The sequence below is a fragment of the Novosphingobium profundi genome (assembly GCF_020524485.1).
In the GTDB taxonomy this organism is placed as follows: domain Bacteria; phylum Pseudomonadota; class Alphaproteobacteria; order Sphingomonadales; family Sphingomonadaceae; genus Novosphingobium; species Novosphingobium profundi_A.
This window is the reverse complement of the sequence record NZ_JAIVLF010000001.1, coordinates 541,032-567,157: the sequence shown is the minus strand read 5'-3', so window position 1 is coordinate 567,157 and position 26,126 is coordinate 541,032. Positions and strand designations below refer to the sequence as shown.

Annotated in this window: 33 protein-coding genes; 23 read left to right on the top strand and 10 right to left on the bottom strand. The window is 67.5% G+C overall.

All coding sequences use genetic code 11. The features are described from left to right. Position 1: 1 nt before the first annotated feature. The 3 genes from LC060_RS02435 to dksA all read right to left on the bottom strand — a co-directional run bounded on the left by LC060_RS02435 (position 2) and on the right by dksA (position 2,785). Positions 2–1,666 (bottom strand): ABC transporter substrate-binding protein, encoded by a 1,665-nt coding sequence (locus LC060_RS02435; protein WP_226632393.1) that lies wholly within the window; start codon positions 1,664–1,666, stop codon positions 2–4. A 71-nt stretch (positions 1,667–1,737) separates the two neighbouring features. Beyond that, positions 1,738–2,103, bottom strand: coding sequence for a PilZ domain-containing protein (locus LC060_RS02430; RefSeq protein WP_226632390.1), 366 nt, complete (start codon positions 2,101–2,103; stop codon positions 1,738–1,740). Positions 2,104–2,326: 223 nt separating this feature from the next. Beyond that, entirely contained in the window at positions 2,327–2,785 is a 459-nt protein-coding gene (gene dksA / locus LC060_RS02425) for an RNA polymerase-binding protein DksA (RefSeq protein ID WP_039389064.1), read from the bottom strand. Positions 2,786–3,084: 299 nt separating this feature from the next. On the opposite strand from dksA, the gene LC060_RS02420 reads away from it, so the two are divergent. Next, complete coding sequence (locus tag LC060_RS02420) at positions 3,085–3,435, top strand: hypothetical protein (protein ID WP_226632383.1); 351 nt, start codon at positions 3,085–3,087, stop codon at positions 3,433–3,435. A gap of 19 nt (positions 3,436–3,454) precedes the next feature. Here the strand turns inward: LC060_RS02420 and LC060_RS02415 are convergent, their stop codons facing one another. Genes LC060_RS02415 through LC060_RS02395 form a run of 5 tightly spaced genes read right to left on the bottom strand, consistent with a single transcriptional unit; the run spans position 3,455 to position 6,799 of the window. Next, positions 3,455–4,597 carry a GNAT family N-acetyltransferase gene (locus LC060_RS02415; RefSeq protein WP_226632382.1) on the bottom strand — a complete coding sequence of 381 codons (1,143 nt, stop codon included), beginning with the start codon at positions 4,595–4,597 and terminating at the stop codon, positions 3,455–3,457. Positions 4,598–4,618: 21 nt separating this feature from the next. Further along, positions 4,619–5,386: a glycerophosphodiester phosphodiesterase family protein gene (locus LC060_RS02410; RefSeq protein WP_226632379.1), complete on the bottom strand. Its 768-nt coding sequence runs from the start codon at positions 5,384–5,386 to the stop codon at positions 4,619–4,621. After that, positions 5,367–5,831 (bottom strand): RidA family protein, encoded by a 465-nt coding sequence (locus LC060_RS02405; protein WP_226632377.1) that lies wholly within the window; start codon positions 5,829–5,831, stop codon positions 5,367–5,369. Before LC060_RS02405 ends, LC060_RS02410 begins: the two co-directional genes overlap by 20 nt. Then, positions 5,824–6,474 (bottom strand): HAD family hydrolase, encoded by a 651-nt coding sequence (locus tag LC060_RS02400; protein ID WP_226632375.1) that lies wholly within the window; start codon positions 6,472–6,474, stop codon positions 5,824–5,826. The genes LC060_RS02405 and LC060_RS02400 overlap by 8 nt, the downstream gene beginning before the upstream one ends. A gap of 37 nt (positions 6,475–6,511) precedes the next feature. After that, positions 6,512–6,799, bottom strand: a complete 288-nt coding sequence (locus tag LC060_RS02395) for a DUF3572 domain-containing protein (RefSeq protein WP_226633587.1) — start codon at positions 6,797–6,799, stop codon at positions 6,512–6,514. Positions 6,800–6,861: 62 nt separating this feature from the next. Here LC060_RS02395 and LC060_RS02390 point away from each other — a divergent pair, with 62 nt between their 5' ends. The 3 genes from LC060_RS02390 to spt all read left to right on the top strand — a co-directional run bounded on the left by LC060_RS02390 (position 6,862) and on the right by spt (position 8,863). Beyond that, on the top strand, positions 6,862–7,224 hold the full coding sequence (locus LC060_RS02390) for a response regulator (RefSeq protein ID WP_226632374.1): 363 nt from the start codon (positions 6,862–6,864) through the stop codon (positions 7,222–7,224). 149 nt (positions 7,225–7,373) lie between these two features. After that, positions 7,374–7,613 carry an acyl carrier protein gene (locus tag LC060_RS02385; protein ID WP_226633586.1) on the top strand — a complete coding sequence of 80 codons (240 nt, stop codon included), beginning with the start codon at positions 7,374–7,376 and terminating at the stop codon, positions 7,611–7,613. A gap of 11 nt (positions 7,614–7,624) precedes the next feature. Further along, the gene (gene spt, locus LC060_RS02380; RefSeq protein ID WP_226632372.1) at positions 7,625–8,863 is read left to right on the top strand and encodes a serine palmitoyltransferase; all 1,239 of its coding nucleotides are present in this window, start codon (positions 7,625–7,627) and stop codon (positions 8,861–8,863) included. Positions 8,864–8,953: 90 nt separating this feature from the next. Here spt and LC060_RS02375 read toward each other — a convergent pair whose 3' ends face one another. Together LC060_RS02375 and LC060_RS02370 are read right to left on the bottom strand one after the other, a co-directional pair. Beyond that, positions 8,954–9,508 (bottom strand): NADPH-dependent FMN reductase, encoded by a 555-nt coding sequence (locus LC060_RS02375; protein ID WP_226632370.1) that lies wholly within the window; start codon positions 9,506–9,508, stop codon positions 8,954–8,956. Between the two features lie 113 nt (positions 9,509–9,621). Further along, a complete protein-coding gene (locus LC060_RS02370) occupies positions 9,622–10,260 on the bottom strand; it encodes a YqaA family protein (RefSeq protein WP_226632368.1) in 639 nt (212 codons plus the stop codon). Between the two features lie 193 nt (positions 10,261–10,453). Here LC060_RS02370 and LC060_RS02365 point away from each other — a divergent pair, with 193 nt between their 5' ends. The 19 genes from LC060_RS02365 to LC060_RS02275 all read left to right on the top strand — a co-directional run bounded on the left by LC060_RS02365 (position 10,454) and on the right by LC060_RS02275 (position 25,950). Continuing rightward, the gene (locus tag LC060_RS02365; protein WP_226632366.1) at positions 10,454–10,969 is read left to right on the top strand and encodes a hypothetical protein; all 516 of its coding nucleotides are present in this window, start codon (positions 10,454–10,456) and stop codon (positions 10,967–10,969) included. Next, entirely contained in the window at positions 10,959–12,281 is a 1,323-nt protein-coding gene (locus LC060_RS02360; RefSeq protein ID WP_226632364.1) for a DNA-packaging protein, read from the top strand. Before LC060_RS02365 ends, LC060_RS02360 begins: the two co-directional genes overlap by 11 nt. Positions 12,282–12,366: 85 nt before the next feature. Beyond that, positions 12,367–13,563, top strand: coding sequence for a phage portal protein (locus LC060_RS02355; RefSeq protein WP_226632362.1), 1,197 nt, complete (start codon positions 12,367–12,369; stop codon positions 13,561–13,563). Then, positions 13,560–13,868 carry a DUF6127 family protein gene (locus tag LC060_RS02350; protein ID WP_226632356.1) on the top strand — a complete coding sequence of 103 codons (309 nt, stop codon included), beginning with the start codon at positions 13,560–13,562 and terminating at the stop codon, positions 13,866–13,868. Before LC060_RS02355 ends, LC060_RS02350 begins: the two co-directional genes overlap by 4 nt. Then, a complete protein-coding gene (locus LC060_RS02345) occupies positions 13,865–14,302 on the top strand; it encodes an HK97 family phage prohead protease (RefSeq protein ID WP_226632354.1) in 438 nt (145 codons plus the stop codon). The genes LC060_RS02350 and LC060_RS02345 overlap by 4 nt, the downstream gene beginning before the upstream one ends. A gap of 85 nt (positions 14,303–14,387) precedes the next feature. After that, complete coding sequence (locus tag LC060_RS02340) at positions 14,388–15,530, top strand: phage major capsid protein (RefSeq protein ID WP_226632352.1); 1,143 nt, start codon at positions 14,388–14,390, stop codon at positions 15,528–15,530. Between the two features lie 192 nt (positions 15,531–15,722). Further along, positions 15,723–16,268 (top strand): head-tail connector protein, encoded by a 546-nt coding sequence (locus LC060_RS02335; protein ID WP_226632351.1) that lies wholly within the window; start codon positions 15,723–15,725, stop codon positions 16,266–16,268. Next, the gene (locus LC060_RS02330; RefSeq protein ID WP_226632349.1) at positions 16,265–16,447 is read left to right on the top strand and encodes a hypothetical protein; all 183 of its coding nucleotides are present in this window, start codon (positions 16,265–16,267) and stop codon (positions 16,445–16,447) included. Before LC060_RS02335 ends, LC060_RS02330 begins: the two co-directional genes overlap by 4 nt. Positions 16,448–16,450: 3 nt before the next feature. Further along, positions 16,451–16,843: a DUF3168 domain-containing protein gene (locus LC060_RS02325; protein WP_226632346.1), complete on the top strand. Its 393-nt coding sequence runs from the start codon at positions 16,451–16,453 to the stop codon at positions 16,841–16,843. A gap of 24 nt (positions 16,844–16,867) precedes the next feature. Next, positions 16,868–17,275: a phage major tail protein, TP901-1 family gene (locus tag LC060_RS02320; RefSeq protein ID WP_226632344.1), complete on the top strand. Its 408-nt coding sequence runs from the start codon at positions 16,868–16,870 to the stop codon at positions 17,273–17,275. Further along, positions 17,272–17,586: a gene transfer agent family protein gene (locus LC060_RS02315; RefSeq protein ID WP_226632343.1), complete on the top strand. Its 315-nt coding sequence runs from the start codon at positions 17,272–17,274 to the stop codon at positions 17,584–17,586. Before LC060_RS02320 ends, LC060_RS02315 begins: the two co-directional genes overlap by 4 nt. Beyond that, entirely contained in the window at positions 17,583–17,789 is a 207-nt protein-coding gene (locus LC060_RS02310; protein ID WP_226632340.1) for a phage tail assembly chaperone, read from the top strand. Before LC060_RS02315 ends, LC060_RS02310 begins: the two co-directional genes overlap by 4 nt. Further along, positions 17,779–18,342 (top strand): tail tape measure protein, encoded by a 564-nt coding sequence (locus LC060_RS02305; protein ID WP_226632339.1) that lies wholly within the window; start codon positions 17,779–17,781, stop codon positions 18,340–18,342. The genes LC060_RS02310 and LC060_RS02305 overlap by 11 nt, the downstream gene beginning before the upstream one ends. Before the next feature lie 41 nt (positions 18,343–18,383). Then, a complete protein-coding gene (locus tag LC060_RS02300) occupies positions 18,384–20,732 on the top strand; it encodes a DUF2460 domain-containing protein (protein ID WP_226632337.1) in 2,349 nt (782 codons plus the stop codon). Next, positions 20,729–21,550: a DUF2163 domain-containing protein gene (locus LC060_RS02295; protein WP_226632335.1), complete on the top strand. Its 822-nt coding sequence runs from the start codon at positions 20,729–20,731 to the stop codon at positions 21,548–21,550. The genes LC060_RS02300 and LC060_RS02295 overlap by 4 nt, the downstream gene beginning before the upstream one ends. After that, a complete protein-coding gene (locus LC060_RS02290) occupies positions 21,547–21,981 on the top strand; it encodes a hypothetical protein (protein WP_226632334.1) in 435 nt (144 codons plus the stop codon). Before LC060_RS02295 ends, LC060_RS02290 begins: the two co-directional genes overlap by 4 nt. 25 nt (positions 21,982–22,006) lie before the next feature. Beyond that, positions 22,007–24,205, top strand: a complete 2,199-nt coding sequence (locus LC060_RS02285; protein ID WP_226632332.1) for a phage tail protein — start codon at positions 22,007–22,009, stop codon at positions 24,203–24,205. 45 nt (positions 24,206–24,250) lie between these two features. Then, on the top strand, positions 24,251–24,709 hold the full coding sequence (locus LC060_RS02280) for a DUF2793 domain-containing protein (RefSeq protein ID WP_226632330.1): 459 nt from the start codon (positions 24,251–24,253) through the stop codon (positions 24,707–24,709). A 191-nt stretch (positions 24,710–24,900) separates the two neighbouring features. Next, positions 24,901–25,950 (top strand): OmpA family protein, encoded by a 1,050-nt coding sequence (locus LC060_RS02275; RefSeq protein ID WP_226632329.1) that lies wholly within the window; start codon positions 24,901–24,903, stop codon positions 25,948–25,950. The last annotated feature ends 176 nt before the right edge of the window (positions 25,951–26,126 follow it).

Below are 26,126 nucleotides of genomic sequence, written 5' to 3'. Positions count from 1 at the left end.
CTTACTTGGGCAGCCAGGACAAGGGCATCAAGGGGTGCCAGCCCCAGCTGTTGGTCGAGAACCCGTTGACCGTGCCGCGCACCAGCGACCAGCGGATCGGGGTTCCAAAGGGAATAAAGACGTTCGCGGCCGTCAGTTCCGCCTCGGCCTCCGAGATGAGAGCCGCGCGCTCTTCAGCAGATGAGGCCAGTGCGGCCTCATCGACACGGGCGTCTGCTTCGGGCGAGCACAGGCCCTGGCGCGCGGCACAGGAAAGACGGTTGAGGAACCAGGTGGCACGCGGGTAGCGCGCAACATCATCGATGAGCACCAGATCGGCTTCCTTGGCCACCTCCGCGCGGGTCAGACGCACGCTGATCGCGGCCAGGTCCGCCGCGAGCCGGGCAAAGAGGATCTGTGTTCCATCGCCTTCGGGAAGCCAGAGGGACAACTCGGGGGCGTTGTCGAGCGGGGGAGTTTGGGAAGCGCCAGCATCGGCACCGCCCACGTTGGACGGCGCCTCTTCACCTTCAGCGTCTTCCAGCGCGGTGCGCGCCATCCAGGCCCGGACCCGCGAGGAGGCCACGGCGCGGCGATCTTCGGGCGACTGCTCGCTCCAGCGCTCGCCAATGGTGCCAAGGTCCCCTTCCAGGCTGGGCGAGACGACCCGGGTCGTGGGGCGCCAGCCGCCCACGCCGAAAGGATCGATCAGCGCGGACCGGTCGATGGCCATGGCTATGGCTTCGCGGTTGGCCGGATCAGCAAGGAAGCCTTCCTCGCGCATGACCTGAAGCCCGAACAGACCGACCACGGGATCAAGCTGGATCGTACCACGCAGGATCCCGACACTGCGCGTCAGCAGGAAGTCCTGGATCCGCCCGCCCAGGACCAGATCGACCTGCCCCGCGTTGAAGCGGGCGACGGCCTCGGTGCCCGGTAGGACATGCATGCCCACCATCCGGGTTCGCTCCTCCCAGGCCTCGACGGCGGGGAGGCCCAGCCTGGACGGCTCGATCGGAGCCAGCCGGACAACGGTCTCCTGCGGCGTCCCGTCCTCGGGCGGGTCGCCATCTTCGGCAGCTGCGTCCGCCTCGGGCGCCGCGCGCGGCGCGGGGACGCCGCCTTCGACTTGCGCCTCCAGGTCCGTGACAAGCGCCATCGGCCCCGCCCCCTCGTCCTTGTGGACCAGCCCCAGTTCGGGCAGCGCCAGAAGCTGGAGCAGGTAGGGCATCGGCCGCAGGAGCCGGATTTCGACCACGCGCCCGGCCATCACGCGGATCTCGTCGATCCCGGCAAGGTCACGCTCCAGCGGCGTTCCGCGCAAGTTGCGCAGCGCGGCGAGCAGGGCCGTGCGCGCCGAGGCGCCCGTCAGCTCCTCGCCGTCGAGCCATTCGCCATCGCGCAGGCGAAAAATGTAGCTTTGCCCGTCATCGGTGACGATCCAGCGGTCGGCAAGTGCCGGGACGACGCGCCCTTCCGCGTCAAAAGCCACCAGCCCTTCGACCGTTGCCGCGCGGACCAACCGCGCCGAGGTCGTGTCCTCCTCGGCCAGCGGTCCGTCTTCGGACGGCAGGTCGACAACGGCGATCTCGAGAGCGGACTTGTCCTGGTCCCCGCAGCCCGCAAGCAGCAAGGCGCAGGAGGGCAGGAGAGTGCGAACGAAAAGGCGCAGAGCGGGCATGCCCATCGAGTAGTCGATTTTGGACCTTGCGCAAATGCTTGTGCGCGCGATTCCTGCCGCTGCCGCACGGGGCAGGATCAGATCTTGCGCAGGGTCATCCCGCTGGGGCCAGCTTCCTTGTGGTTGCTGAGGTAGCGCGGCGCGACGTCTTCGCCGGATTTGACCGGCGCGCGGGCGCGCTTGGGATCGATTTCGCTATGGAAGGCCACGCCGAAACGGCTGTCCTGGACCCAGGCCACCGAACCCTCGACCCAGCCAAGATTGCGGATGTTCACCTGGACGACCGAACCGCGCACGACTCGCACCGGGCCCTCGCCCATCATGCCGCCCGCCGAGAGGTTGCGCACCTTGATGCGATGCTCACCCTCAAGCCCGTCGACATGCAGATCAGCCATGAGAAAAAGGCTGTCGCGCGGTATCTGGCGGTTTTCGCGTTCATCCATAGGTATCAAGTCCAGCCTCTGACACAGCCGTTGGCCCGGCACCCGGGTCGGCCTTGCCCGTGCGGCCCGACATGACAGGACAGAGGCGCGCGGGCAAGCAGATTGCTTTCCCTGCACTGGTAACCGAGAGTGGCAAACAAAGGCTTAAGGGACCGATAGCGGCGGCCCCCATAGCCCTCTCAAAGCCGATTTCGAGCCACGTTCAGGCCGGATCCGGCCGCGCTCAGTCGTCGCGGGAAATCTTTTCCCGGCGCTCGTGCGCTTCCTGCGCCTCAACGGTCATCGTCGCGATCGGACGCGCCTGGAGGCGGCCGATGCCGATGGGCTCGCCCGTCACCTCGCAGTAGCCATATTCGCCTTCCTCGATACGGCGCAGTGCCGCGTCGATCTTGGCGATCAGCTTGCGCTGACGGTCGCGGGTGCGCAGTTCGATGCCCCAATCGGTCTCACTCGAGGCGCGATCGTTGAGATCGGGTTCACGCAACGGTCCGTCCTGAAGCTGGGCCAGAGTACCGGCCGAAGCATCGAGGATCGATTTCTTCCAAGCCATCAGCAGGTTACGAAAGTACTCCTGCTGCGGTTCGGACATGTAGGATTCGTCGTCGCTCGGTACGTAAGCGCCGCCAATGACCCGCCGTGCCTTGGCGAGTACGTCAATTTCATTTTCTAGGGCCGTTGCCATCCAGAGAAACTCCGCAGGTATCCGCCCCGAATCGCTTCAGCCCTGCTGCTCCGGATTTTTTCCGGTAGCGCGTTCGCAATCCGCGGTCGTAGCGGCCTATAGTTCCGCACTATTGTCGGCACAAGCGGTTATCACACGATGCCCACACATTTCCTGAACGGATTTCGTCAGCTGAACATGAACAGCGCCACCGCGACTTTGCGCAAACACGGTTAACGCAAACTTCACCAGCACAATCCAGTCTTCAGGCTATCGAAGGGGCCCAAGAATCGGAGCCCGCCACAAAGGGATTTTTCGAGATGGGTACTGCCTGGATCAACGCAAACGATTTCAATGAATCTTCCCCGGTCGCGGCCGAGACCGGTGATCTTCTCATTGCCAATTGCCTCGCCGCGGCGTCGGTCGGCGATACCGAGGCCTATTTCGATCTCGGCGTCGCCTTCTCGACCGGCAGCCATGGCGCCCCCTGTGACCTGGTCGAGGCGCACAAGTGGTTCAACCTCGCCGCTGTCGGCGAACACGAGGATGCCGCACAGTGCCGCGCCGACGTCGCCGAAGAGATGACCGCACGCGAGATCGCCGAAGCCCAGCGCCGCGCCCGCCAGTGGCTGCGCGCCACCCCGCACGCCGCGCTGCGCAAGGCGGCCTGAAGCCGCCGCCCCTTCGGGTCTACTCGGGCGCCTTGCGAAACGGCGTTCGTTCGCCGAGAAAGAGTTGGTCGCGCGCGATACCCGCGCGTTCCTGCTCCAGATAATCGGCAATGGCCGCGCGCAGGCCCTCGTGCACGATATAATGTGCCGAGACCGTGCGCACGGGTTCATAGCCACGCGCCAGCTTGTGCCCCCCTTGCGCACCCGCTTCGACCCGGTCGAGCCCCAGCTCCAGCGCCGCGTCGATGGCCTGATAGTAGCACAGCTCGAAATGCAGGAAGGGCTTGTCGATCGAGGCGCCCCAGTAGCGGCCGTAGAGCGTGTCCTCGCCGATGAAGTTGAGCGCGCCCGCCACCGGTTCCTCGTCGATGAAAGCCAGGACCAGCAGTATATCCTCGCCCATCCGCTCACTCAGGAGGTCGAAGGCCTCGCGCGTCAGGTAGGGTCGGCCCCATTTGCGTGCGCCGGTGTCCTGGTAGAAGAACCAGAAGGCATCCCAATGATCGGGCGTGATCTCGCCCCCGCGCAGCCGGCGGATCGTGACGCCGTCCTGCGCCTTTGCGCGTTCCTTGCGCAGGTTCTTTCGCTTGGCCGAAGACAAGGCGCCCAGGAATTCATCGAAGGTCGTATAGCCCCGGTTCTCCCAATGGAACTGGATATCCTCGCGCAGGAGCCAGCCCGCGCGCTCGAACAGCGAGACCTGCTCAGGCGCGATGAACGTGGCGTGGGCGGAGGAAAAGCCGTTGTCGCGGCACAGCGTCTCCGCCGCGCGCAGGAGCCCCAGGCCCAGTTGCGGATCGCGGGTGAGAACGCGCGGCCCCGTCGCGGGCGTGAAGGGCACCGATATCTGCAACTTGGGATAATAGGCCCCGCCCGCGCGGTGCCAGGCATCGGCCCAGGCATGGTCGAAGACGTATTCGCCCTGGCTGTGTTCCTTGAGGTAGGCGGGCAGCGCGGCGGCCAGCCGCCCGTCATCGCCTTCCACGGTGATCGGGACCGGAATCCAGCCCGCATCCTCGCCCACCGACTGCGAATCCTCCATTGCGGAGAGGAAGGCGTGGCGCACGAAGGGGTTGCCCCCCGGCACCAGCGCGTCCCACTCTGCGGCCGGAAGCGATCCGACGCCGTCATGCACCCTTGCGGTAAATTCGCCTTCGCTCACGCCTGCCCTTCGACTCCTGCCTTAGTCCTGCACCGCGCCGACCTCGAAGATCGGCGCGTCGGCATACTGTCTGGCCCGGGAGGCCTCGTCCGCGCTGCGCACGGTCCAGGTCGCCACCGGAACGCCGCGCGCGCGCTGCGCGGCCACGAAGCGGCTCGGCAGATCGCGCACGTCACAAGCCAGAAAGTCGGGTTTCGCGCTCCACATTGCAAGTCGCCGCCTGGCGCGCGCGGCCAGCGTACGGTTCCCGTCTTCGCTCATCACGAGACCGCGCACGGTGTGCGGGGAGTGGCGATGGAACCAGCGCGCGACACGCGGATCGAAGCTCATGACCGCGTGCGCCCCGGTATAGCCCTCGAGCACACGGCGCACGGCCAGACAGCGCCCGGCGACCTGCCCCTCGCGCCGGGACTTGATTTCAATGAGGATCGGCACGCGGCCCGCCACTTGCGCCAGCACCTGCCGCAGGGTCGGGATTGCCTCGTCCGTTTCCAGAAGACGCAGCTCGGCCAGTTGTGCGGCACTGCGCCGGTTGACCGCCCCTTGCGCGCCGGTCAGCCGTTCGAGCGTGTCATCGTGGAAGACCACCGACTGCCCATCGCTCGACCTCTGCACGTCGAGCTCGATGCCATGGCCGCCCGCCATGGCCGCCGCGAAAGCCGCCATGGAATTTTCCGGCACCGTGCCGGAATGCAGGCCCCGGTGGGCAAAGTCATGCTGGAAGATCCAGCCGACCCTGTCCCCACGCGGAGCCGGGCTCAGCCAGCGATCAAGCCGGCCGGACAGCAACGATGGCGTCCACTTCCACCGCAGCGCCAAGCGGCAGCACGGGCACACCCACGGCGCTGCGCGCGTGCTTGCCCGCTTCGCCGAGCGCCGCGACCATCAGTTCCGAGGCGCCGTTGGCGACCTTGGGCTGGTCGGTGAAATCGCCGGTCGAGTTGACGAAGGCGCCGAGTTTCACAATCCGCTCGATCCGATCCAGCGAGCCGAGCGCGGCCTTGAGCTGGGCCAGGATCATCACCGCGCAGGCCTGCGCCGCGACAATGCCTTCCTCGAGCGACACGTCATCGCCCAGGCGCCCGGTGACGAGCTGGCCGCCCACGAAGGGAAGCTGGCCCGAGACGTGCGCCAGGCCGCCCGCTTCCACCACCGGCACGTAGGCCGCAACAGGCGCGGCCGGTTCGGGCAGGATCAGGCCGAGTTCGGAAAGGCGGGTTTCGATATCACTCATTATGGGACGTATCCTCTTCATCTTCGCCCTTGAGGCGAGCCAGTACCCAAGGCAACGCCTCACTCCAGCGATCGATCCGGGCATGGGCATGCCCGGCCTCGTGGGCGCAGGGAATGAAACGTGCGAGGCGCGGTTCAGCGCACAGGTGCAGGCGGTGAACGGCAGGGGCGGTGTCCCCTACCGAATCGTGGTGCTGCGCAAGGTCATCGACGAAGACCGCACGGCTCGGCCGGTATTCCTCGAGGATGGCTTTCAGCGCAGGGCCCTTGGGACCCTGATTGGTAAAGATCGGCAGGTCGAGCCCAAATTCGCGCAGCTGCACCGCGCGGGCATCCTTGCGGTGGTCCATCAGGTTGGTGAGGACCACGACGTCGGCGTGCTCACGGATCGCACCGATCGCCTCCATCGCTCCGTCGACCGGGGTCTGGCGGTGCATCTCGTCATCGAAGAAGGCGTTGAGAAGGCCCCACATCTCCGCCTCGTCAAGCTTCTCGCCCGAGCCGATGCGCGTCATGGAATTGGTGAAGCCGGGCTTCTCGAAATCGAACAGGACGCCCTTGTCCTGCTCCAGCCAGTCGCAGAAGTGGCCGATCATGTAGAGCAGAACTTCGTCGCAGTCGGTAATCAGCAGCGGGCGGGTCATGGCCGTTTCCTCGATTGTGCCCCGAGTCGTGACTTCGTCATCGCGCCATCCTTTCACGGGCCTCGGCGATCGCCTGCGGCTCGACCCCGAGCGCCTCGGCTGCCGCCAGAAGGTCGGGCTCGTAGGCGCACAGGAATTCGAGCACCCCGGCCAGCGTTGCCGGATCGTCCAGCGAGGCACGCAGGTCGTCAGGCGTGAGGCCGGTCAGCGCCAGGAAGCGCTGCGCGCGGTCGCCGTCCGCCAGCACCCAGCCCAGCGCGTTGAGGGAAAGGGCCTGCGGATCGGGCGCGTCGGCCTTTGCGGGGGATGGCGATCTGGGAAGAATTGTCAGTCTCGCTTGGCTGTCCTAGAGCGGTCGATGAACCTTAGATGGGGCTCGGGCACCGCATGGCAAAGCGCATCCTCGTTGTCGAGGACAACGATCTCAACCGGAAACTCTTTTGCGACGTCCTGGTCAGCCAGGGCTTTGCCGTGGAGCCGGTCGCCGATGGCCGCGATGCCTTGGAAAAGGCCCGCGATTTCGTGCCCAACCTGGTCATCATGGACATCCAGCTACCCAATGTCTCGGGGCTCGACCTTATCGAGGCGGCGAAGCAGGACCCAGTCCTGCGCGCCATTCCCGTGCTGGCGGTGACCGCCTATGCGGGCAAGGGCGACGAGGAGCGGATTCGCGAGGCTGGCGCGGAGGGCTACCTCGCCAAGCCGGTCTCGATCGGCCCCTTCATGCAGGCCGTGCGGGCGCTCATCTGAGTGCGGCCCATGGGCCACACCGCCCGCGCTCCTGCCCTTGCGAAGAGTGCGTTATGTCCCGCCGCGCTTGACATGTTACACCCGTGCCGCTTTTGCGCCGCATTTCCGGACCACAGAGCGCCCCGGACCTTACGGAGTTATCAATGACCATGGACCGCCAAGACGTTTCGGCCCGCATCATCGCCCTGATCGAACCCTTCAACAAGAAGGAGGTCGCGATCACCGACGCCACGCGCTTCACCGACGACCTGGAATTCGACAGCCTGACCGTCATGGACTTCGTGGCCGCCATCGAGGACGAATTCGACATCATCATCTCGATGAACCAGCAGGCCGAGATCGAAAACTTCGGCCAGCTCGTCGAAGCGGTGATGAAGCTGCAGGGCTGAAAGAAACCAGTATGACCGACATGATCAGCGAAAACCAAACGGCCGAGCACACCGACCTGTTCAGCAAGTTCGACCCGCTCATCAAGATGCGCACGGACCTGCTTTCCACGGGCGTGACCGATCCCTTCGGCCTCGTCATGGAGCGCGTGATCTCGCCCACGGTCGCGATGTGCAACGGGCGCGAGACCATCCTGCTCGGCACCTACAACTACATGGGCATGACTTTCGACCCCGACGTGATCGCGGCGGGCAAGCAGGCGCTCGACGATTTCGGCTCGGGCACGACCGGCAGCCGCGTGCTCAACGGCACCTACTCGCCGCACAAGGCGGTCGAGCAGGCGCTCTGCGACTTCTACGACATGAAGCACGCCATGGTCTTCTCGACCGGCTACCAGGCGAATCTGGGCATCATCTCGACGATCGCGGGTAAGGGCGACTACATCGTCCTCGACATCGACAGCCACGCCTCGATCTGGGACGGGTGCAAGATGGGCGACGCCGAAGTCGTGCCCTTCAAGCACAACGACATCGAGGCCATGGAAAAGCGCCTGCGCCGCATTCCTGAAGGCGCGGGCAAGCTGGTCGTGCTCGAAGGCGTCTACTCGATGCTGGGCGACATCGCTCCGCTCAAGGAGATGATCGCGGTCGCCAAGAAGTACGGCGCGATGGTCCTTGTCGATGAAGCGCACTCGATGGGCTTCATCGGCCCCAACGGGCGCGGCGTTGCCGAAGAGCAGGGCGTGCTCGACGATGTCGACTTCGTCATCGGCACCTTCTCCAAGTCGGTCGGCACGGTCGGTGGCTTCTGCGTCTCGAACCACCCCAAGTTCGAGGTCATGCGCCTCGTCTGCCGCCCCTACGTCTTCACCGCCAGCCTGCCGCCGAGCGTCGTCGCCACGGCCTGCACCTCGATCCGCAAGCTGATGGATGCGGGCGAAAAGCGCGCACACCTCTGGGAAAACTCCAAGACGCTGCACAAGGGCCTGACCGACGCGGGCTTCCAGCTGGGCACCACCGAGCCGCAGAGCGCGATCATCTCGGTCATCATGCCTGACCTGGAACGCGGCGCGGCGATGTGGGAAGCGCTCCTGCACGAAGGCCTCTACGTCAACCTCGCGCGTCCCCCGGCAACCCCGGCCAACATGACGCTGCTGCGCTGCTCGCTTTGCGCCGAACACTCGGCCGAGCAGGTCCAGCAGATCATCGGCATGTTCACCCGCGCTGGCGAGGCCGTGAACATCCTGGGCTGATTTTTTCAGGGTCAGTTACGCACGAAAAAGGGCGGCCGGGGTCTCGAACCCGGGCCGCCCTTTTTTCATGGTTACAGAAGGCGAGGTCGATCAGGCCTTGGCGTGCAGCGCCACCAGGTCGAGGAACTTCTCCAGAAAACCGCCGAGGAAATCGGCCGAGCCCTCACCCACGGTGCCCTCTTCGGTCAGGAGATCGTCCTTCCACTGCAGGAAAACCTCAGGCTGGGTCAGCGTGGGCATGCCAAGGCACGCGATCACGTTGCGCAAGTGCTGCTGGGCCATGGCGGTGCCGATCGCGCTGGGCGACACGCCGAAGACGGCGGCCGGCTTCCCCAGCCAGCTGTTCTCTCCATAGGGGCGCGAGCCGTGGTCGATCGCGTTCTTGAGCACACCGGGCATCGAGCGGTTGTATTCGGGCGTCGCGAAGATCACGCCATCAGACTGCGCGATCAGCGCCTTGAGCGCCTTGACCTCCGGGGCCTGCGCCTCGTCATCCTCTTCGGTGTAGAGCGGCAGGCCGGAGATGTCGGCGAAGGTGAATGTGTGGTCCCTCGCCGCGTCCAGCCGGGTCAGCGCCTCGGCGACCTTGCGGTTGGTGGACCCGGCGCGGATGCTCCCCACGACGACGGCAATCTTGAACGGCATCGGTCAATTCCTCCTGCTGCGCGCAAGGCCTCGCTCCGACGCGCGGCCCGTCTGCGAAATTCACAGGAGAAGCGCGGGAAGTCCCGCAAGGTTCCTTGGACCGGGCGCCCGGATCAGGCCGGAGCGGCGACCTCGCTGGGCGCACAGGTTTCCCGCGTTTCCTTCGCGCTGCCGCCCACCAGCGAGAGCACGGCAAAGCCGCCCACCAGGAGAATACCGAAGAGCGCCGTCACCTTGCCCAGGTGCTTGTCGATGATCGCCTTGATCGGAGCCCCGAATAGGCGGAAGAGCACGCCCACCGTCATGAAGATCACACCGCGCCCTACCAGCGCGGAAATCACGAAAGTCAGGAAGTTCATCTCCATGAACCCGGCCATGATCGTCAGCAGCTTGAACGGCAGCGGCGTCATCGCCCCCAGCAGCACGGCCAGTTCGCCGTGCGCCTGGAAGTAGCAGCGCACCTTGGGGAAGCTTTCGGCCAAGCCCAGCGCGGCCAGCATCGGCTCGCCGACCAGGTCATAAACGAAAAAGCCGATCAGGTAGCCGAAGACGCCCCCCAGCACCGAAGCCAGCGTGGTGATCGCGGCAAAGCGCACCGCCTTCTTCGGCTCGGCCAGGCACATGAGGCCCAGCAGCGGGTGCGGCGGGATCGGAAAGAAGCTCGATTCGACGAAGGAGACCCCCGCCAGCCAGCGTTCGGCGTGGCGGTGCGACGCCTTGGCCATGGTCCAATCGTAAAGGCGACGCAGCATCAGGAACCCCGGTTAATCACTCAGGTCCGTGTGCTTAATCGCCTCGCTGCAGCGCGGCAAGCGATAACCTATCTGGTTATTGAGCTTGACATCGCACGCCGATATTGGTACATAAGGAGAACAACGCCGGATGGGACCTGCGAATCGCTCCGCCCGGCCTTCCCCCTTCCATCGATGCCCACACGGAGAGCCCATGGCGGACACGACCTCGTCCGCAGGTGGCGCGCGCCCGGAACGGACGCGTGCCCCTGCCAAGAAGCCTGCGGCCCCGCGCAACTGGCGCAGGCGCTTCCTGGCCGAACTGGCGGCCACCTCGAACGTCAGCGCCTCGGCCAAGGCCGCAGGGGTTGCCTCCTCCACCGCCTACGAGGCGCGCCGCGATGATCCCGAATTCTACCGCCAGTGGCAGGAAGCGCTGTGCGAGGGCTACGACCACCTGGAAATGACCCTCCTCCAACGCCTGCGCGAAGGGGAGATCAAGCCGCCGACGGGCGCGAAGCGCGGCACCCGTGTCTTCGACAACGCCACCGCCTTTCGCCTGCTGACGGCCCACCGCGAATCCGCCGCCCGCCAGCGCGCCATCGTCGAGAACCGAAACAGCGAGGCCATTCTCGATTCCATCAACGCCAAGATCGAGAAGATGCGCACCCGCAGCTTCGATGCTGCGCCCTCCCCTGCCGGAAACGATGGGGCCCGCGATGCACAGTGAACACCTGGGCATCCTCCTGGCCATGGCGCCCGAGCACCGCCACCAGGTCCTGCGCGCGCTGACCGAAGCCGAGCGCGAGGAACTGGAAACCCACTGGAAGCTCTGGGCGCGGCCCGAACAGCTGGCCCCCGAGGGCAACTGGCGCACCTGGCTGATCATGGCCGGACGCGGCTTTGGCAAGACCCGTGCCGGGGCCGAATGGGTGCGCAGCGTTGCCGAGCGCGATCCGAACGCCCGCATCGCCCTTGTCGGGGCGAGCCTGCCCGAAGTGCGCGCGGTCATGGTCGAGGGTGAAAGCGGCCTCCTTGCCATCTGCCCGGCGCGCCGCCGCCCGGTCTTCGAACCCTCGCTGCGCCGCCTTGTCTGGCCCAACGGCGCACAGGCCCTTCTGTTCTCCGCCGCCGAGCCCGAATCGCTGCGCGGCCCCCAGCACAGCCACGCCTGGTGCGACGAAATCGCCAAGTGGGACAACGCCTCCGAGCGCGCGGTGCGCGCCTACGACAACCTCATCCTGGGCCTGCGCCTGGGCGAACGCCCCCAGCTTACCGCCACCACCACGCCGCGCGCGGTCCCCCTCGTCACCCGGCTGCTGGCCGAACCGGACGAAACGCTCGCCATCACCCGTGGCCGCACCGAAGACAACGCGGCCAACCTGCCGCCCGCTTTCCTCTCCCACGTGCGCCGCGCCTACGGGCAGAGCCAGCTGGGGCGCCAAGAGCTCGACGGCGAACTTCTCGCCGACATCGAGGGCGCACTTTGGAACCGCGCGCTCCTCGAAGCCTGCCGTGAGGCCGCGCCGACCGACCTTGTACGCGTTGTCGTCGGCATCGACCCTCCGGCTTCGGCGGGCGGCGATGCCTGCGGGATCGTGGTCGCCGGTCTCGATTCGACGGGCCGTGCCCATGTCCTGGCCGACGCCTCGGTGCGCCAAGCCAGCCCCGAACGCTGGGCCCGCGCGGCCGCCAGTGCCGCCTCGGCCTGGCAGGCCGAGCGTGTCATTGCCGAAGCCAACCAGGGCGGCGCGATGGTCGCCAGCGTCCTGCGCGCCGCCGACCTTGCCCTCCCCTTGCGGCTCGTCCACGCCAGCCGGGGCAAGGTCGCCCGCGCCGAACCCGTCACCGCACTCTACGAGGCGGGCCGGGTCCGCCACGCAGGCACCTTCCCCGATCTCGAGGACGAGATGTGCGGCCTTCTGGCCGGTGGCACCTACCAGGGTCCGGGCCGCTCGCCCGACCGCGCCGATGCGCTGGTCTGGGCGCTCACCGAACTGCTTCTGGGCAAGAGCGCGCAGCCGCGTGTGCGCCTCGCCTGATACGGCCAAAGCCCTCGCATCAGGGCTTTCGCCCTCCCCCCCTCCCATCCCTTTGCTTGTCCCGTTTGCGGGAGAAAGGCCGGTCATGTCCTTCCTCGATACGCTTGCCGCCGCCTTCAAAGGCGAAACCGCGCGCGTCCCGCTGGCGCGCGGCGCCGCCTCGCCCTGGTACTTCGCCGAGGCAGGCTCGGGCCGCGCGCCCTATGAATACACCGGCTCCGTCCAGCGCGCCTACCTCGAGAACCCGGTCGCCCAGCGCGCGGTGCGCCTCGTGGCCGAAGGCATCGCGGGCGCGCCGCTCAAGCCCGCCGATCCCGCGCTCGCCCAGCTCGTGAACGCGACCAGCGCGGGCCAGTCGCTCCTCGAAACACTTGCCGCGCAGCTGCTTCTTCATGGCAATGCCTATGTCCAGATCCTGAAGGACGCGCGCGGCCATCCGGTCGAGCTCTTCGCCCTGCGCCCCGAGCGCATCACCGTCCTTGCCGGTGGTGACGGCTGGCCGACCGCCTACACCTACGAGGTCGCGGGCAAGCGCATCACGATCCCCGCTCTGGATGAGGACGCCTCGCCCAACCTCGTCCACATCCGCCACTTCCATCCGGGCGATGACCATTACGGCGCGGGCTGCCTGTGCGCCGCCGACCAGGCCGTGGCCACTCACAACGCGGCCTCGGAATGGAACCGCCAGCTGCTCGAGAACGCGGCCCGCCCCTCGGGCGCGCTTGTCTACGACACGGGCGAGGGCACGCCGCTCAGCCCCGACCAGTTCGAACGCCTCAAGAGCGAGCTATCGAGCGCCTTCTCGGGTGCGGGCAACGCCGGGCGCCCGATGCTGCTCGAAGGCGGACTTACCTGGCAAGCCATGGCAATGAGCCCGGCGGACATGGACTTCGCCACGCTGAAAGCGGCCGCCGCGCGCGACGTCGCACTCGCCTTCGGGGTTCCTCCGATGCTGCTGGGCCTGCCCGGCGATGCAACTTATGCCAACTACCGCGAGGCCAACCGCGCGCTCTGGCGCCTGACCCTCCTGCCGCTGGCCGCCAAGCTGCTGTCCGGCCTGACCGAAGCGCTCAGCCCCTGGTTTCCCGAGGCCGATCTCGCCATCGACCTCGACCGGGTTCCCGCACTGGCCGAGGACCGCGAGCGGCTCTGGGCGCAGGTCTCCGACGCCGATTTCCTCGATGCGGACGAGAAGCGCGCCCTGCTGGGCCTCCCACCCCGTTCGGCCCCGCGTGCCACTTCGCCCACCCCCACGACCGGCCAGCCGGAGAACAAATCATGAACCAGAAGGACATGCTGGTCGGCCTGATCGCGCAGGCCGCGGCCGAAGGCTCGGACCTGGTGACACTGCGCGCGATCGTCGAGGAAGCGAGCGAAGTGGGCGCTCAGCGCATGCTGGTCCTCGTCGGCCTCGACGACGACACCGCGCCCGAGGACCTCTGCGAGCTGCGCGAACTGCTGCGCGCTTGGCGCGATGCGAAGACGAGCGCGCGCAACGCCGCGGTCGGCTGGGCGGTGCGCGGGTTCCTCGCCCTGCTCTTGCTGGGCCTTGCAGTCCGGCTCGGCGCGACGGAGATGCTGCGGTGATCGCGCCTGCCCCGCTTGCTCACGCGTCCGCGCCCTGGACCACCCTGCGCTTTGCAGGCTACGCCGCGCTTTTCGACACCCCCGATGCAGGCCGCGACACGATCCGGCGCGGCGCCTTTGCCCACACCCTGGCCGCGCGCGAGGACCCGTTGCCGCTCCTGTGGCAGCACCGTTCGGATCTGCGCATCGGCTGGATCGAGGCCATTTCCGAGGATGCCCGGGGCCTGCGCGTCATTGCCGCGCTCGACCGGCCCGAGGCCGCCCCCGGCCTTGCCCTGAAGCGCGGGAACGTGACCGGCCTCTCCTTCGGCTACCGCGCCCGCACCAGCCGCACCGGCCCTGCGGGACGCGAGCTGCTCGCCGTCGATCTCTTCGAGGTGAGCCTGGTCACCCACCCCATGCAGCACGGCGCGCGCGTCCACCTCGTCTCCTGAGGTCCACGACCTGCGCTCCGCTTCCTTCCCCGTTTCCCTGCCGCCCGTCGCGGGCGGCTCCACTCCCCGCGAAAGGTGATACCCCATGGAAAATTCCGTCCCGGCCGAATCGCTCGATTCGTCCTTTGACCTCGTCTCCCGCATGGATGCGACCGAACAGAGCGTCGAGGCCCTGCGCGGCGATGTCGACGAGGTAAAGGCGCGCCTGGAACGCGTCAGCCGTGCCGCGGCCCGCCCGGTCATCGCCGGCTCCGCCGAAGGCGCGCCGAGCCTGGAGCTGAAGGGCTTCGTCGATGGCTACCTGCGCGCCGGGCGCGAGACCGAGTGGAAGTCGATTTCGGGCGCGGTGCCCGCCGACGGCGGCTATGCCGTCCCGCGTGAGATCGATGCGCTCATCGCCGCACGCCTCAAGTCGGTCAGCCCGATCCGTTCGATCGCGCAGGTCGTCCAGACCGGCTCGGCGGGCTACCGCAAGCTGATCTCGACGGGCGGCACCGCCTCGGGCTGGGTCAGCGAGACCGCCGCGCGCCCCGAAACCGACACGCCCAGCTTCGCCGAGATCGCCCCGCCCACGGGCGAGCTCTACGCCAACCCGGCGGCCAGCCAGGCCATGCTCGACGATGCCGGTTTCGACCTGCCCACCTGGCTCGCCGACGAAATCGCGACCGAGTTCGCCCGCGCCGAAGGGGCCGCCTTCATCTCGGGCTCGGGCACCAACCAGCCGATGGGCTTCCTCACCGGCACGACCAGCACGGCGGGCGATGCCACGCGCCAGTTCGGCACGCTCCAGCATGTCGTCTCGGGCAATGCCAGCACGCTCGGCGGGAACCCGGAGCTCAAGCTCATCGACCTTGTCCACGCGCTCAAGGCCGGGCATCGCCAGGGCGCGAGCTGGGTGATGAATGCGCAGACCCTGGCCCTGGTGCGCAAGCTCAAGACCAGCGACGGCGCCTTTCTGTGGCAGCCTGGCCTGGTCGATGGCCAGCCCGACCGCCTGCTCGGCTACCCGGTGGTCGAGGCCTCGGACATGCCCGACGTTGCTGCGAACGCCACCCCGATCGCCTTCGGCAATTTCCGCGCGGGCTACCTCATCGCCGAGCGCAGCGCGACCGCGATCCTGCGCGATCCCTTCACCAACAAGCCCTTCGTCCACTTCTACGCGACCAAGCGCGTGGGCGGCCAGGTGCTTGATTCCGACGCGATCAAGCTGCTCAAGATCGCGGCCTGATCCACCTCGGCGCGAGATGTGCAGAGAAGGACGGCTTTTCCCTTCGTCCGGAAGCCCTCCTTGCTCGCCTGGCGGGTCTTCCCCTCCCCGCTCGCCCTCGCGCCCGGCCCGCGCCGCCTGCCTTCCCCTCGGACGGCGCGGGCCCTTCTTTTCCTTGCTCTCTCTTGCCCACGACAACGATCGGAGATGCCGATGAACCGGGTCATCCTTACGCCGGCCACGCTGCCGTCATCGGCGCTTGCCGAGCTCAAGCAGTGGCTCGGCATCACGACCGGGTACGAAGACAATGCGCTGGCCAGCCTGCTCGCCACAGCGCTCGAAACCTGCGAAGCCTTTACCGGCCTGCTCCCCCTCGAATGCACCTGCGAGGAAATCCTCCCCGCCGCGCGTGACTGGAACTCCCTTACCACCCGCCCCGTCCAGGCCATCACCGCGCTCCAGAACCTGGCTGCAGACGGCACCCGCACACCTGTCCCAGCCAGCGACTACGCACTTGATCTGGCGGCGGACGGGACGGGTCGCGTGCACCTGCTATCTCGTGCCGCAGGCCGCCTAGCCGTGCGCTTCACCGCCGGGCTTGCTCCCGACTGGGACACCCTGCCCGAGACCTTGCGCCAGGGCATCGTGCGCCTCGCCGCCCACCAGCACCGCGAGCGCGAAGGAAGCGGTGCCTCGCCCCTGCCCCCAGCCTCGGTCGCAGCGCTGTGGCGGCCCTGGCGCCGGATGCGCCTCGCATGAGCGAACGGCGCCTTGATGGCGACAGCGCAAAGAGCTTCGAGCCACTCGCCCGCAGCCTGACGCAAAAGGCCCGGCGCCTTGCCCAAGCAACCTTGGCCGCCCGCCGCCTCGCCGCCCGCGACGAAGATGCCCCCTGGCGCCGCGCGCAGCTTGTCTGGCCGCTTTTCCGGAAAGGATGACCGATGGAAGAAGTGCTCCTGCGCGCCGCGCTCCTCGCTTGGCTTCAGGGTGACCCGGCCCTGTCCGGCACCCTCAACGCCATCTGCGAGGAAGCCCCCTCGCGCACCAGCCTGCCCTGGCTGGCGATAGCCACCAGCGCCAGCACCGACTGGAGCAGCAAGACCCACCGTGGCCGCGAGATACGCGTGGCGCTCGAACTGCAGGGCCGGGGCGATGCCCCCGCCAGCCTGGCTGCGCTCGTCACGAGCATCGAGGCGCGCATCGAAAGCCTGCCCGCCACGCACGATGGCATCGATATCATCACGTCCCGCTTCCTGCGCGCGCGCTCCGAGCAGCGTCCCGGCAACCGCCGCGCGATCCTTCTCGAATACGCCTTCCGGCTCTTCGCCAGCTGACCCCTTCCTCACAGGAGACCCGACATGACCGCCCAGAAAGGCAGTGCGTTCCTGCTCAAGATTTCCGACGGCGCCAGCCCGCCGACCTACCAGACCGTCGCGGGCCTGCGCACCACGCAGATGTCGGTGACCGGCGAGACCGTCGTCACCACCCACAAGGGCAGCGGGGGCTGGCGTGAGCTGCTCTCGGGCGCGGGAACCCGCACCGTCTCGGTCAGCGCCGCGGGCATTTTCCTGGGCAGTGCGGCCGAAACGCGTATCCGCGTCAACGCCATGGAAGGCACGCTCGACGACTATGAACTGAGCTTCGAGGACGGCGAGAAGCTGCGTGGCCGTTTCCTCGTCCAGCGCCTCGACTATGCGGGCGATTTCAACGGGGAGCGCAACTACACGCTTCAGCTGGAAAGCTCGGGCGCGATCGCGGCCGCATGAGCGCGCCTGCCAACCCCTTGCGCGGCGAAGCCTCACTGGAGATCGCGGGGCGCGCGCATACCTTACGCCCCTCGTTCGCCGCGCTGGTCGCCGCCGAAGAGGAATTGGGGCCGCTCTATGCCCTGGTTGAACGGGCAGGTGAGGGCCAGCTGCGGCTGGGCGAAGTCGCCACGCTGTTCTGGCACTGCCTCCAGCCGCCCACGGCCGTCCCGCGCGAAGCCGTGGGCGAGGCCGTTGCCCAGCTGGGCCTGGCCCGCTGCGCCGTCCCCTTGCGCACCCTGCTTGGCCAGATTCTGAAGGGCACGGTGTGAGCGAGCCCCCGGTGCGGTTCGGGGCCGGCGCGACCCGCCTGTGCGCCCTTGCCGCCCACCTCCTGGGCTGGCGACCGCACGAGTTCTGGAACGCCACACCCGAGGAACTGGCGACAATCCTCCAACCCGCGAGCGAGGCCCCTTCGCAAGGGCTCGACCGCGCCACCCTCAACGCCATGATGGAGCGAGACAATGAGCGATGACATCGACGAACTCCTGATCGAGGTCCGCGCAAGCACCCAGGGCTTTGCCCGCGACATCGCGGTCATGCGCGGCGAGATCGACACCGGTCTTGGCGAGGGGTTTTCCCGTGCAGGCGATCGCTTCGAGCGCAGTCTGACCGGCGCGATCCGGCGCGGCAGTCTGGGCTTCGAGGACCTTAAGAATGCCGCCTTCTCCGCTTTCGATGCCATTGCCGCGCAAGGCATGACCACGCTGGTCGGCGCGGTCAGTGGCGGCAGCGGCGCGGGCGGCGGCCTGGCCGGTCTGGTCCCGGGATTGCTCGGGCTGCCTGGCCGGGCCACCGGCGGCAACGTGGCGCCTGGTCAGGGCTATCTCGTGGGCGAACGGGGACCCGAGGTCTTCGTGCCCACCTCGGCGGGCCGGATCGAGACGGGCGAAAGCCGCCAGCCATCGCGCGATGTGCGCGTGGCCATCTCGCTGGGCGGTGAGCGCGGCGCGAGCGCCCCGCGCGCCTTGCAGCGCTCCTCGCGCCAGATCGCAAGCTCTGTACGCCGCGCCCTCACCGTCTCCTGACCTTCCGTCCGCCCTCCCCATCACCGACGAGGAAACCGCCCATGGCCTTCTGGCTTGCCGACAGCCGCAAGGGACAGGACAGCGACTGGATCCAGCGCTTCGATCCGCGCTTCTGGACTGTCAACTATCCCCGGCCCATGGTCGCGACGATCGTCTCGACAGCCCCCGATGCCCTGCGCGTCGAAGCCAGCTTCCTGCGCGAGACCGACCTTGGCGGCCTGATCTGGGCAAGCGAGGACACGCTCGACCACCCGCTCCTCGCCTACCGCACCGACCGCGACTATTCCCACACGCACCTCAGCTTCCGCTGGCGTTCGGGCGGGGTACTGGCGCTCGACGCGGTCAATGGTCCGACGCTCACCATCGAGGGCCGCGATGCGCAAGGGGCCGTGCGCACCTGGTACGTGCGCCTCTGGAACTATGCGCAGGGCAGCCCGGAGGACGCGGTGATCACGCTGCCCTTCTCCCAGCTTGAAGGCGGCTTCTCGCTCCCGGCGGACGCCGATCCGGTGTGGCCGGGTGATATCGACCGGATGTTCATCTCCTTCGCGCCGCTGGGCTACGTGGCGGGCAGTGAAACCCCGCTCTCCGCCGAAGCGGAAGGCTGGATCGAGATGAGCGCGATCACCTGCGATGGCGAGCGCGCCATGCTTGAGATCGGCGACGTCTTTCTGCCCCCGCACGGCCTTGCCATCGCGACCGGCTATGATGACGACGGCGTCCAGACCCCGGCCCGGCTCGTGCGCACGATCCGCCAGCTCGGCTACCGCGGCACGGTCCTGCACTACGTGGGCATGAGCCATTTCTTCCGCCTGGCTCAGGCCTCGGGCGACTTCCGGGTCTCGACGTCCGGCGACCCGCTCAACACCCCCACGCGCACGTGGCATGCGGCCTTCTTCGCCGCGTGCGCCGCGCAAGGGTTTCGGCCCATTGCATCCCTGTCCTACGAACTCTTCGCCGAGCACTGCCCCGACGACTGGATGCAGCGCGACCATCTGGGCAATCCGGCGCTCACGGGCTGGGAGCCGCCGTCCTCCCTTCTCTCCCCGGCCCACGCCCAGGCGATGGCCTGGCTCCAGTCGGTCGGCGGTGCCTTCGCCCAGCTGATGACGGACGCGGGGTGCGAGGTGCGCTTCCAGGTTGGCGAGCCCTGGTGGTGGACGACTGCGGAGGGCCGAATCTGTCTCTACGATGCCGCCTCTGCTGCGGCTCTCGGCGGTGATCCCGTGGCTATCCCGGACATGCGCGCGCCCCTCACTCCCGCGCAGACCGATCTGCTCGATGCCGCCGGAGCCCTGCTCGCGCAGTCCACTGCGGCACTTGTGAGCGCGGTCCGCGCGGCCGTGGCGCCCGATCCTGTCGAAGCGCTGGCGCTCGTCTTCACGCCCACGATCCTCGCGCCTGCCATGCCCGAACTCTACCGCGCCAACCTGCCGCTTGGCTGGGCCGCCCCCGCCTTCGACCGCCTCCAGGTCGAGGACTACGACTGGCTCACCGAGGGGCGCGATGCCGCGCGCCGCCGCGCCTACGAGACGGTGAATACCCGCCTGGGCTATCCCCCGGCAGAGCAGGACTATCTCGCGGGCTTCGTCCTTGATCCCACCGATGCCGACCTGTGGCGGCGCATCGATGATGGCATCGATGAGGCCCTGTCCCGCAGTCCCCATGAGATCATTGTCTGGGCGCTGCCCCAGATCATGCGCGATGGCTACGTGCGCCTTCCCGCGCCCCCTTCCCCCCCGACCGGAGACGAGGCGATGCAGGCCTTCGACGATATTCTCTATCCTCTCGCGCTCGGCCGCGATGCCACCGTGGTCCCCGAATTCTCGACCAGCGTCTCGGTCACCGCTTCGGGCTTCGAGCGGCGCAACAGCCTCTGGGCCAATGCCCGCCTGCGCTTCGATGTGGGGCCGGGTGTGCGCTCGGAGGCCGAACTGGGCACGCTCATCGCCTTCTTCCGTGCTCGCCGGGGCCCTGCGCGTGGCTTTCGCCTGCGCGATCCGAGCGACTTCAGCTCGGCTGGCATGGTCGGCACTCCCACCGAGCTCGACCAGGAACTGGGAGAGGGAGATGGCCTGCGCGCCGACTTCGCCCTCCTCAAGTGCTATGGCGAAGCCGAAGCCCTGCAGGTGCGCCGGATCACCCGGCCCGATGCCGCGAGCGTGCTCGTCTCGCTCGATGGCGTGGTCCAGGAGGGCAACTGGACCCTCTCTCCCGGCGGTATCATCACCTTCGACGAAGCGCCCCCTGCGGGGAGCATGGTACGCGCCGGCTTCCTCTTCGATGTGCCCGTGCGCTTTGCCGAAGACCAGCTCGAGATTTCGGGCGCCTCGTTCGCCGCGGGCGAGGCCCCCAGCGTACCCATCGTCGAGATCCGGGAGGCCCCATGATGCGCACATGGTTTTCCGAGGAGCTTGAAACCGTCGCCCTGTTCTGGCGCATCCTGCGCCGCGACGGCGTGACGCTGGGGTTCACTACCCACGACGCGGACTTGTGGTTCGATGGGGTCCTGCACCGCGCCTCGCCCGGAATGCTGCCCTCCTCGATCCGCCGTTCGGCCGGGTTCGAGCCGGACAGCGCCGACGTGCGCGGCGCCATCACCCATGGCTCGATCACCCAGGAGGACCTCGAGCAGGGCCGCTTCGATGGCGCGGGGGTGCGTATCGGCCTCGTCGATTGGGAAACCTGCGAGCGCCACCTGCTCTACACCGGGAGCCTTGGCACCATCCTGGAAAGCGACGGCGGCTTCGAGGCCCAGCTTTCCTCGCGCAAGAGCGAACTCGCGCGCGACACCCTTCCCCGCACCAGCCCTTCGTGCCGCGCGGTCTTTGCAGGACCTGGCTGCAACCTCAATGCGCGCCGCTTCGAAACCGAAACACATATCCTCGAGGCCAACGAGGAGGAAAACAGCGTCACGCCTGCGAGCCTCGCCGATCCTGCCCTGTTCACAGGCGGCACGCTGCGCTGGCTCGACGGCGCGCGCACAGGCCAGGTCACCGCCATTCTCGGTGTGACCGCTGCGGGCGCGCTGGTGCTCGACCAGCCGATAGAACCAGCTCCCATCCCAGGCACACCCGTGCGCCTGCGTGAGGGCTGCGACCACACGCTGGAGACCTGCTCCACGCGCTTTGCCAACGCCATCAATTTCAGGGGCGAGCCGCACCTGCCCGGCAACGACCTGCTCCAGCGTTACCCGTCCGCCTTGTGACCCGCGCGCCCGATCTTGTCCCCACGCCTGACGCCCTGGTCGAAGCTGCACGCGCGCTCGTAGGCACGCCCTTCCGGCTATGCGGACGTGATCCGGCGAGCGGACTGGACTGCGCAGGACTTGTCGGCAGCGCCCTGGCGAGGCTGGGTCGCCCCCTTGCGCTACCGGCGCGCTATACGCTGCGCTCCTGCCAGCCCCCCGATGCGGGAAGCGTTCTCGCTGCCGCCGGACTGAACACGGCTCACGGCGAGCCCGCGCCCGGTGACATCTCGATGGTCCACACCGGCGCATGCCAATACCATTTCGTCGTTCACAGCGTGCCCGAGCGCAACATCGCGATCCACGCCCATGCGGGCCTGCGCCGCATCGTCGAGGGGCCGCTGCCCGCGTCGTGGCGGCAGCTTGGTGCCTGGCGCCTTCCCTCCTCCTGATCCACTCCTGCGGGACACCTTCCTCATGGCCACACTTGTCTTCAGCGCGGCGGGCACGGCCCTTGCCGGTCCCATAGGCGGAGCCATCGGTTCGCTGGTCGGTCGCCAGATCGACGGCGCCCTGTTTGCCTCGCCCCGTCAGGGGCCGCGCCTGCGCGAACTCGATGCGACGCGCTCGACCTATGGCGAGGTCCTGCCCCGTCACTACGGCGCGATGCGCGTCGCGGGCAGCCTGATCTGGGCCACCGAGCTCACCGAGCACAGCGAGACGGTGGGCACCGGCAAGGGTTCGCCTGCCCTTTCCACCTACACCTATAGTGCAAGCTTCGCCGTCGCGCTCGCCAGCCGTCCAATAGAGGGCATTGGGCGTATCTGGGCCGACGGCAAACTGCTGCGCGGCGCGCAAGGGGACCTCAAGGCTGGCGGCACCTTGCGCGTTCACACAGGGCGCGGCGACCAGCCCTTGGACCCCCTGCTTGCCAGCGCCGAGGGCGCCCAGAACTGCCCCGCCTATCGTGGCCTTGCCTACGTCGTCTTCGAGGACCTGCAGCTCGCCGACTTCTACAACCGCATTCCCGCCCTGACCTTCGAAGTCTTCGCGGGCAATACGGTCCACCTGCAGGACATCCTCGACGACGCGCTCGAGGCCTGCGAAACCAGCGCCCAGCTGCCCGAACTGACAGGCTTCAGCTGTTCAGGTCCGGTGGTGGAAAGCCTTCAGGCGCTCGACGCGGTCTTCCCCCTCGACACCGATGCCTCGGGCGAAAACCTGATCGTACGGCATGAAAGTCATACGGGCGCGTTGAAGACACTCGGCGCTGCCGCCGTTGCCGAGGACCCAGAAGGGTTCGGCGTGCGTAGCGGCTTTGCCCGGAGCCGCGGCGAACCCGCGCCAAGCCCTCTTTCGCTCCTGCGCTACTACGACCAGGACCGCGACTACCTACCCGGAGTGCAGCGCGTTGCGGGCCGCCCCGCCCCCGGCACGCCGGTCGGCATCGACCTCCCCGCGAGCCTCGATGCGGCCAATGCCGCCCGCCTCATCCACCATGCCCACCGCCGTGCGGAGCGCGCACGCGATACGATCGCCTGGCGTACGACCGAACTCGATCCCGCCATTGCACCGGGCGTCGAAGTGCGCCTACCGGGACATTCCGGCACCTGGCGCGTGCGGGCCTGGGAATGGTGCGAGGCAGGCGTCGAGCTGGAACTGGAACGCCGCCTGCCCACAGCAACGCTGGACACCACTCCTCTGTCGGGAACCCCGGGCCGCTATGCACCTCCCATGGACCTGCCCCCGGGCGAGACGCAATTGGTCGCGTTCGAACTTCCCCTCGGCGCCGCCAGCGCGCACAGCGACGCACCGCTCCCCCACGCGGCGGCTTCGTCCTCGAGCGCGGGCTGGCCGGGCGCCGCGCTCTATGCCGATCCCGGCAGCGGAGCACTGGAACCGCTCGGATCGACCGGACGGACCCGGGCCCTGATGGGGATCACCACCAATGCCCTGGCCCCCGCCAGTTCACTTCTGCTCGACCGGACGTCCTGGCTCGACGTCACCCTTACAGATCCCACGATGGTTCTGGCTGGGGCAAACACGGCCGAACTTGCCCGGGGCGTCAATCTCGCGCTCGTTGGCGAAGAACTTGTCCAGTTCGCCAAGGCGAACCCGATCAGCCCGGGCTCATGGCGGCTCTCCGGCTTCCTGCGCGGCCTTGCCGGCAGCGAGGCCGGTCTGGCGGGCCATGCCCCGGGCGAGCCATTCGTTCTCCTCGACACCGCCATCCGCCCCCTCGACGCAGCTCTTCTGGGCAGCGCAGCGGAACGCGAGGTCGTCGCACTGGGGCGCGGTGATGCCGCACCGGTACGCACCAAGGTCCACCTCGATGGCATCACCCGACGTCCGCTCGCCCCGGTCCATCCGCGCCGCACGCGTCTTCCCGATGGAACCCTGCGCTTTACCTGGACACGCCGCGCGCGCGGCGCATGGCGCTGGGCCGACACGCTCGACGTTCCGCTGGTCGAGGAGACCGAGATCTACCTGCTGACGCTGGGTGACCCCGAACAGCCACTGGCCTCCTGGCAGGTCCTGGAACCCCGGATCGAGATTTCACCGGCAACGATAGCCACACTCGGTGAAGCTGCCAGTCTGGCGCAAGTGCGCGTGCGCCAGGCAGGCACCCACGCACTCTCCCCGGCCCTCCTCCTGGGCTCGCTCGAACCGGCCTGATGCATTGCCCTGCCCACGACCGAAACCGTTCCAAGGAGCGCAAACATGACAGACTCGGTTACCTTTGATGCCGCCAGCCCTCGCTACACCCTCCCCCTCCTTTTTCAGGGGCAGGCGCAGAAGGAATTTTTCATCAACGAGGCCCTTTTTCGTCTCGATGCCATCTTGCACATCGCAATCGAGGGTGAAGCGGCCACGCCCCCTGCCTCTGCCGACGATGGGCAGGCCTGGTTGGTCGGCGCAGGCGCCACGGGCGAATGGGCGGGCCATGACGAGGCCCTGGCCTGCAGGCAGGGCGGACAGTGGCTCTTCGTGCTGCCCAAGGACGGCCTGCGGGTCTACGACATAGCCGCTGCACAAGAACGATTTTTCCAGGCCGGCTGGAAAAAAACGCAGAGTGTTCAGGAACCAAACGGAGGGGCCGTGGTTGACATCGAAGCAAGGGCCGCGGTCACGCAATTGGTCACGGCCTTGCAGGTCCTGGGTATGTTACCCGGGGCGTGATGGGCGACCAAGGACGAGGGCAAAGGGGCAATGCAAAATTACCGCTGCGGTGGCGATGCACGGCCTACGGCCCTCTCCAGCGCGACATTCTTGCAACAGTGGTCCGCAATGTGCGCTTGCGCGCAGATTGTTGAAGGGTTAGAGACTCTTCGCACTCGGTGGCTCCAAATCTCTATCAGTAGGGGAAACGTATGAGGAAACTCGTCATTGGACTGGCGCTGGCTTCGACAGCTATCGCCACTCCCGCGCTCGCGCGCGACGGCGCATGGTATGCCGAACTCGATTTCGGCGCCATGATCGTCGAAGATGCTGACGCAGACATCAATGGTGTCGACAACGTTGGCCAGTTCGACTTCGACACCGGCTTCGACGGCGGTGGTGTGATCGGCTACGACTTCGGGGCGTTCCGTCTCGAAACCGAAGCCAGCTACCGCGAAGCTGGCGTCGACAACTATGTCGATTACGCTGGTCCGGCTGCTTACCTTGGCGACGCGAATGCGCTGTCGTTCATGGTCAACGGCCTTCTTGACTTCGGTCCCGACGACGGCCTCCAGGGCTTTGTCGGCGGTGGTGCCGGTGTCGCACGCGTCAGCTACGACCTCGTCGATGACAGCGACACGGGCTTCGCATGGCAGGTTCTCGCGGGCGTTCGCGCACCGCTTTCGAACCACGTCGATGTCGGCCTGAAGTATCGCTTCTTCAATGCAGACGGCATTGACCTGGTGACCACGGCTGGTGACAGCCTCGAGACCCGCTGGCGTTCGCACTCGCTGATGGGCACCATCAGCTACAACTTCGGTGAGGAAGCGGCTCCGCCGCCGCCGCCGCCGCCGCCGCCGCCGCCGCCGCCTCCCCCGCCGCCGCCGCCGCCGCCGCCGCCGCAGGTTGTCTGCAACAAGGGCCCGTACATCGTGTTCTTCGATTGGGACAGCTCGGACATCACGCCCGAGGCCGCTACGGTCCTCGACAGCGCGATCACGGCATACGGCAACTGCGACAACGTTCCGATCATGCTCGCTGGCTACACCGACTCGTCGGGTGCCAAGACCTACAACATGGGTCTTTCCGAGCGTCGTAATGACTCGGTTCAGGCGTACCTGACCTCGCACGGCATCCCGGGTACGGCGATCTCGAGCGAAGGCTTCGGCGAAGAGAACCAGCGCGTTCCGACCGCCGACGGCGTCCGCGAACTGCAGAACCGCCGCGTCGAGATCACTTACGGTCCGGGTTCGGGCATGTAAGCTGACCGGCAACGGTACAAAGATCAGGGGGCTGGAGAAATCCGGCCCCCTTTTCTTATGGGTAAGGCCTATTTGCTCCCATCTTCAAGGGACCTGCTGAGAGCCCCCAGGCATAAAAAGGCCGCCGATCATCCCTAGTGGTGACCAGCGGCTCTTTGAGAAATAGAGAAGTGGGC

What these genes read in the sequence shown, in the direction of transcription:
- LC060_RS02375 (WP_226632370.1), bottom strand. Translation starts at nt 9,508, where the DNA reads ATGCCGTTCAAGATTGCCGTCGTCGTGGGGAGCATCCGCGCCGGGTCC.
- LC060_RS02360 (WP_226632364.1), top strand. Translation starts at nt 10,959, where the DNA reads ATGCACAGTGAACACCTGGGCATCCTCCTGGCCATGGCGCCCGAGCAC.
- LC060_RS02300 (WP_226632337.1), top strand. Translation starts at nt 18,384, where the DNA reads ATGGCCTTCTGGCTTGCCGACAGCCGCAAGGGACAGGACAGCGACTGG.
- LC060_RS02400 (WP_226632375.1), bottom strand. Translation starts at nt 6,474, where the DNA reads ATGACCCGCCCGCTGCTGATTACCGACTGCGACGAAGTTCTGCTCTAC.
- LC060_RS02365 (WP_226632366.1), top strand. Translation starts at nt 10,454, where the DNA reads ATGGCGGACACGACCTCGTCCGCAGGTGGCGCGCGCCCGGAACGGACG.
- LC060_RS02355 (WP_226632362.1), top strand. Translation starts at nt 12,367, where the DNA reads ATGTCCTTCCTCGATACGCTTGCCGCCGCCTTCAAAGGCGAAACCGCG.
- dksA (WP_039389064.1), bottom strand. Translation starts at nt 2,785, where the DNA reads ATGGCAACGGCCCTAGAAAATGAAATTGACGTACTCGCCAAGGCACGG.
- LC060_RS02275 (WP_226632329.1), top strand. Translation starts at nt 24,901, where the DNA reads ATGAGGAAACTCGTCATTGGACTGGCGCTGGCTTCGACAGCTATCGCC.
- LC060_RS02390 (WP_226632374.1), top strand. Translation starts at nt 6,862, where the DNA reads ATGGCAAAGCGCATCCTCGTTGTCGAGGACAACGATCTCAACCGGAAA.
- LC060_RS02430 (WP_226632390.1), bottom strand. Translation starts at nt 2,103, where the DNA reads ATGGATGAACGCGAAAACCGCCAGATACCGCGCGACAGCCTTTTTCTC.
- LC060_RS02350 (WP_226632356.1), top strand. Translation starts at nt 13,560, where the DNA reads ATGAACCAGAAGGACATGCTGGTCGGCCTGATCGCGCAGGCCGCGGCC.
- LC060_RS02405 (WP_226632377.1), bottom strand. Translation starts at nt 5,831, where the DNA reads ATGAGTGATATCGAAACCCGCCTTTCCGAACTCGGCCTGATCCTGCCC.
- LC060_RS02420 (WP_226632383.1), top strand. Translation starts at nt 3,085, where the DNA reads ATGGGTACTGCCTGGATCAACGCAAACGATTTCAATGAATCTTCCCCG.
- LC060_RS02435 (WP_226632393.1), bottom strand. Translation starts at nt 1,666, where the DNA reads ATGGGCATGCCCGCTCTGCGCCTTTTCGTTCGCACTCTCCTGCCCTCC.
- LC060_RS02305 (WP_226632339.1), top strand. Translation starts at nt 17,779, where the DNA reads ATGAGCGATGACATCGACGAACTCCTGATCGAGGTCCGCGCAAGCACC.
- spt (WP_226632372.1), top strand. Translation starts at nt 7,625, where the DNA reads ATGACCGACATGATCAGCGAAAACCAAACGGCCGAGCACACCGACCTG.
- LC060_RS02325 (WP_226632346.1), top strand. Translation starts at nt 16,451, where the DNA reads ATGGAAGAAGTGCTCCTGCGCGCCGCGCTCCTCGCTTGGCTTCAGGGT.
- LC060_RS02335 (WP_226632351.1), top strand. Translation starts at nt 15,723, where the DNA reads ATGAACCGGGTCATCCTTACGCCGGCCACGCTGCCGTCATCGGCGCTT.
- LC060_RS02320 (WP_226632344.1), top strand. Translation starts at nt 16,868, where the DNA reads ATGACCGCCCAGAAAGGCAGTGCGTTCCTGCTCAAGATTTCCGACGGC.
- LC060_RS02285 (WP_226632332.1), top strand. Translation starts at nt 22,007, where the DNA reads ATGGCCACACTTGTCTTCAGCGCGGCGGGCACGGCCCTTGCCGGTCCC.
- LC060_RS02340 (WP_226632352.1), top strand. Translation starts at nt 14,388, where the DNA reads ATGGAAAATTCCGTCCCGGCCGAATCGCTCGATTCGTCCTTTGACCTC.
- LC060_RS02315 (WP_226632343.1), top strand. Translation starts at nt 17,272, where the DNA reads ATGAGCGCGCCTGCCAACCCCTTGCGCGGCGAAGCCTCACTGGAGATC.
- LC060_RS02280 (WP_226632330.1), top strand. Translation starts at nt 24,251, where the DNA reads ATGACAGACTCGGTTACCTTTGATGCCGCCAGCCCTCGCTACACCCTC.
- LC060_RS02330 (WP_226632349.1), top strand. Translation starts at nt 16,265, where the DNA reads ATGAGCGAACGGCGCCTTGATGGCGACAGCGCAAAGAGCTTCGAGCCA.
- LC060_RS02370 (WP_226632368.1), bottom strand. Translation starts at nt 10,260, where the DNA reads ATGCTGCGTCGCCTTTACGATTGGACCATGGCCAAGGCGTCGCACCGC.
- LC060_RS02385 (WP_226633586.1), top strand. Translation starts at nt 7,374, where the DNA reads ATGGACCGCCAAGACGTTTCGGCCCGCATCATCGCCCTGATCGAACCC.
- LC060_RS02295 (WP_226632335.1), top strand. Translation starts at nt 20,729, where the DNA reads ATGATGCGCACATGGTTTTCCGAGGAGCTTGAAACCGTCGCCCTGTTC.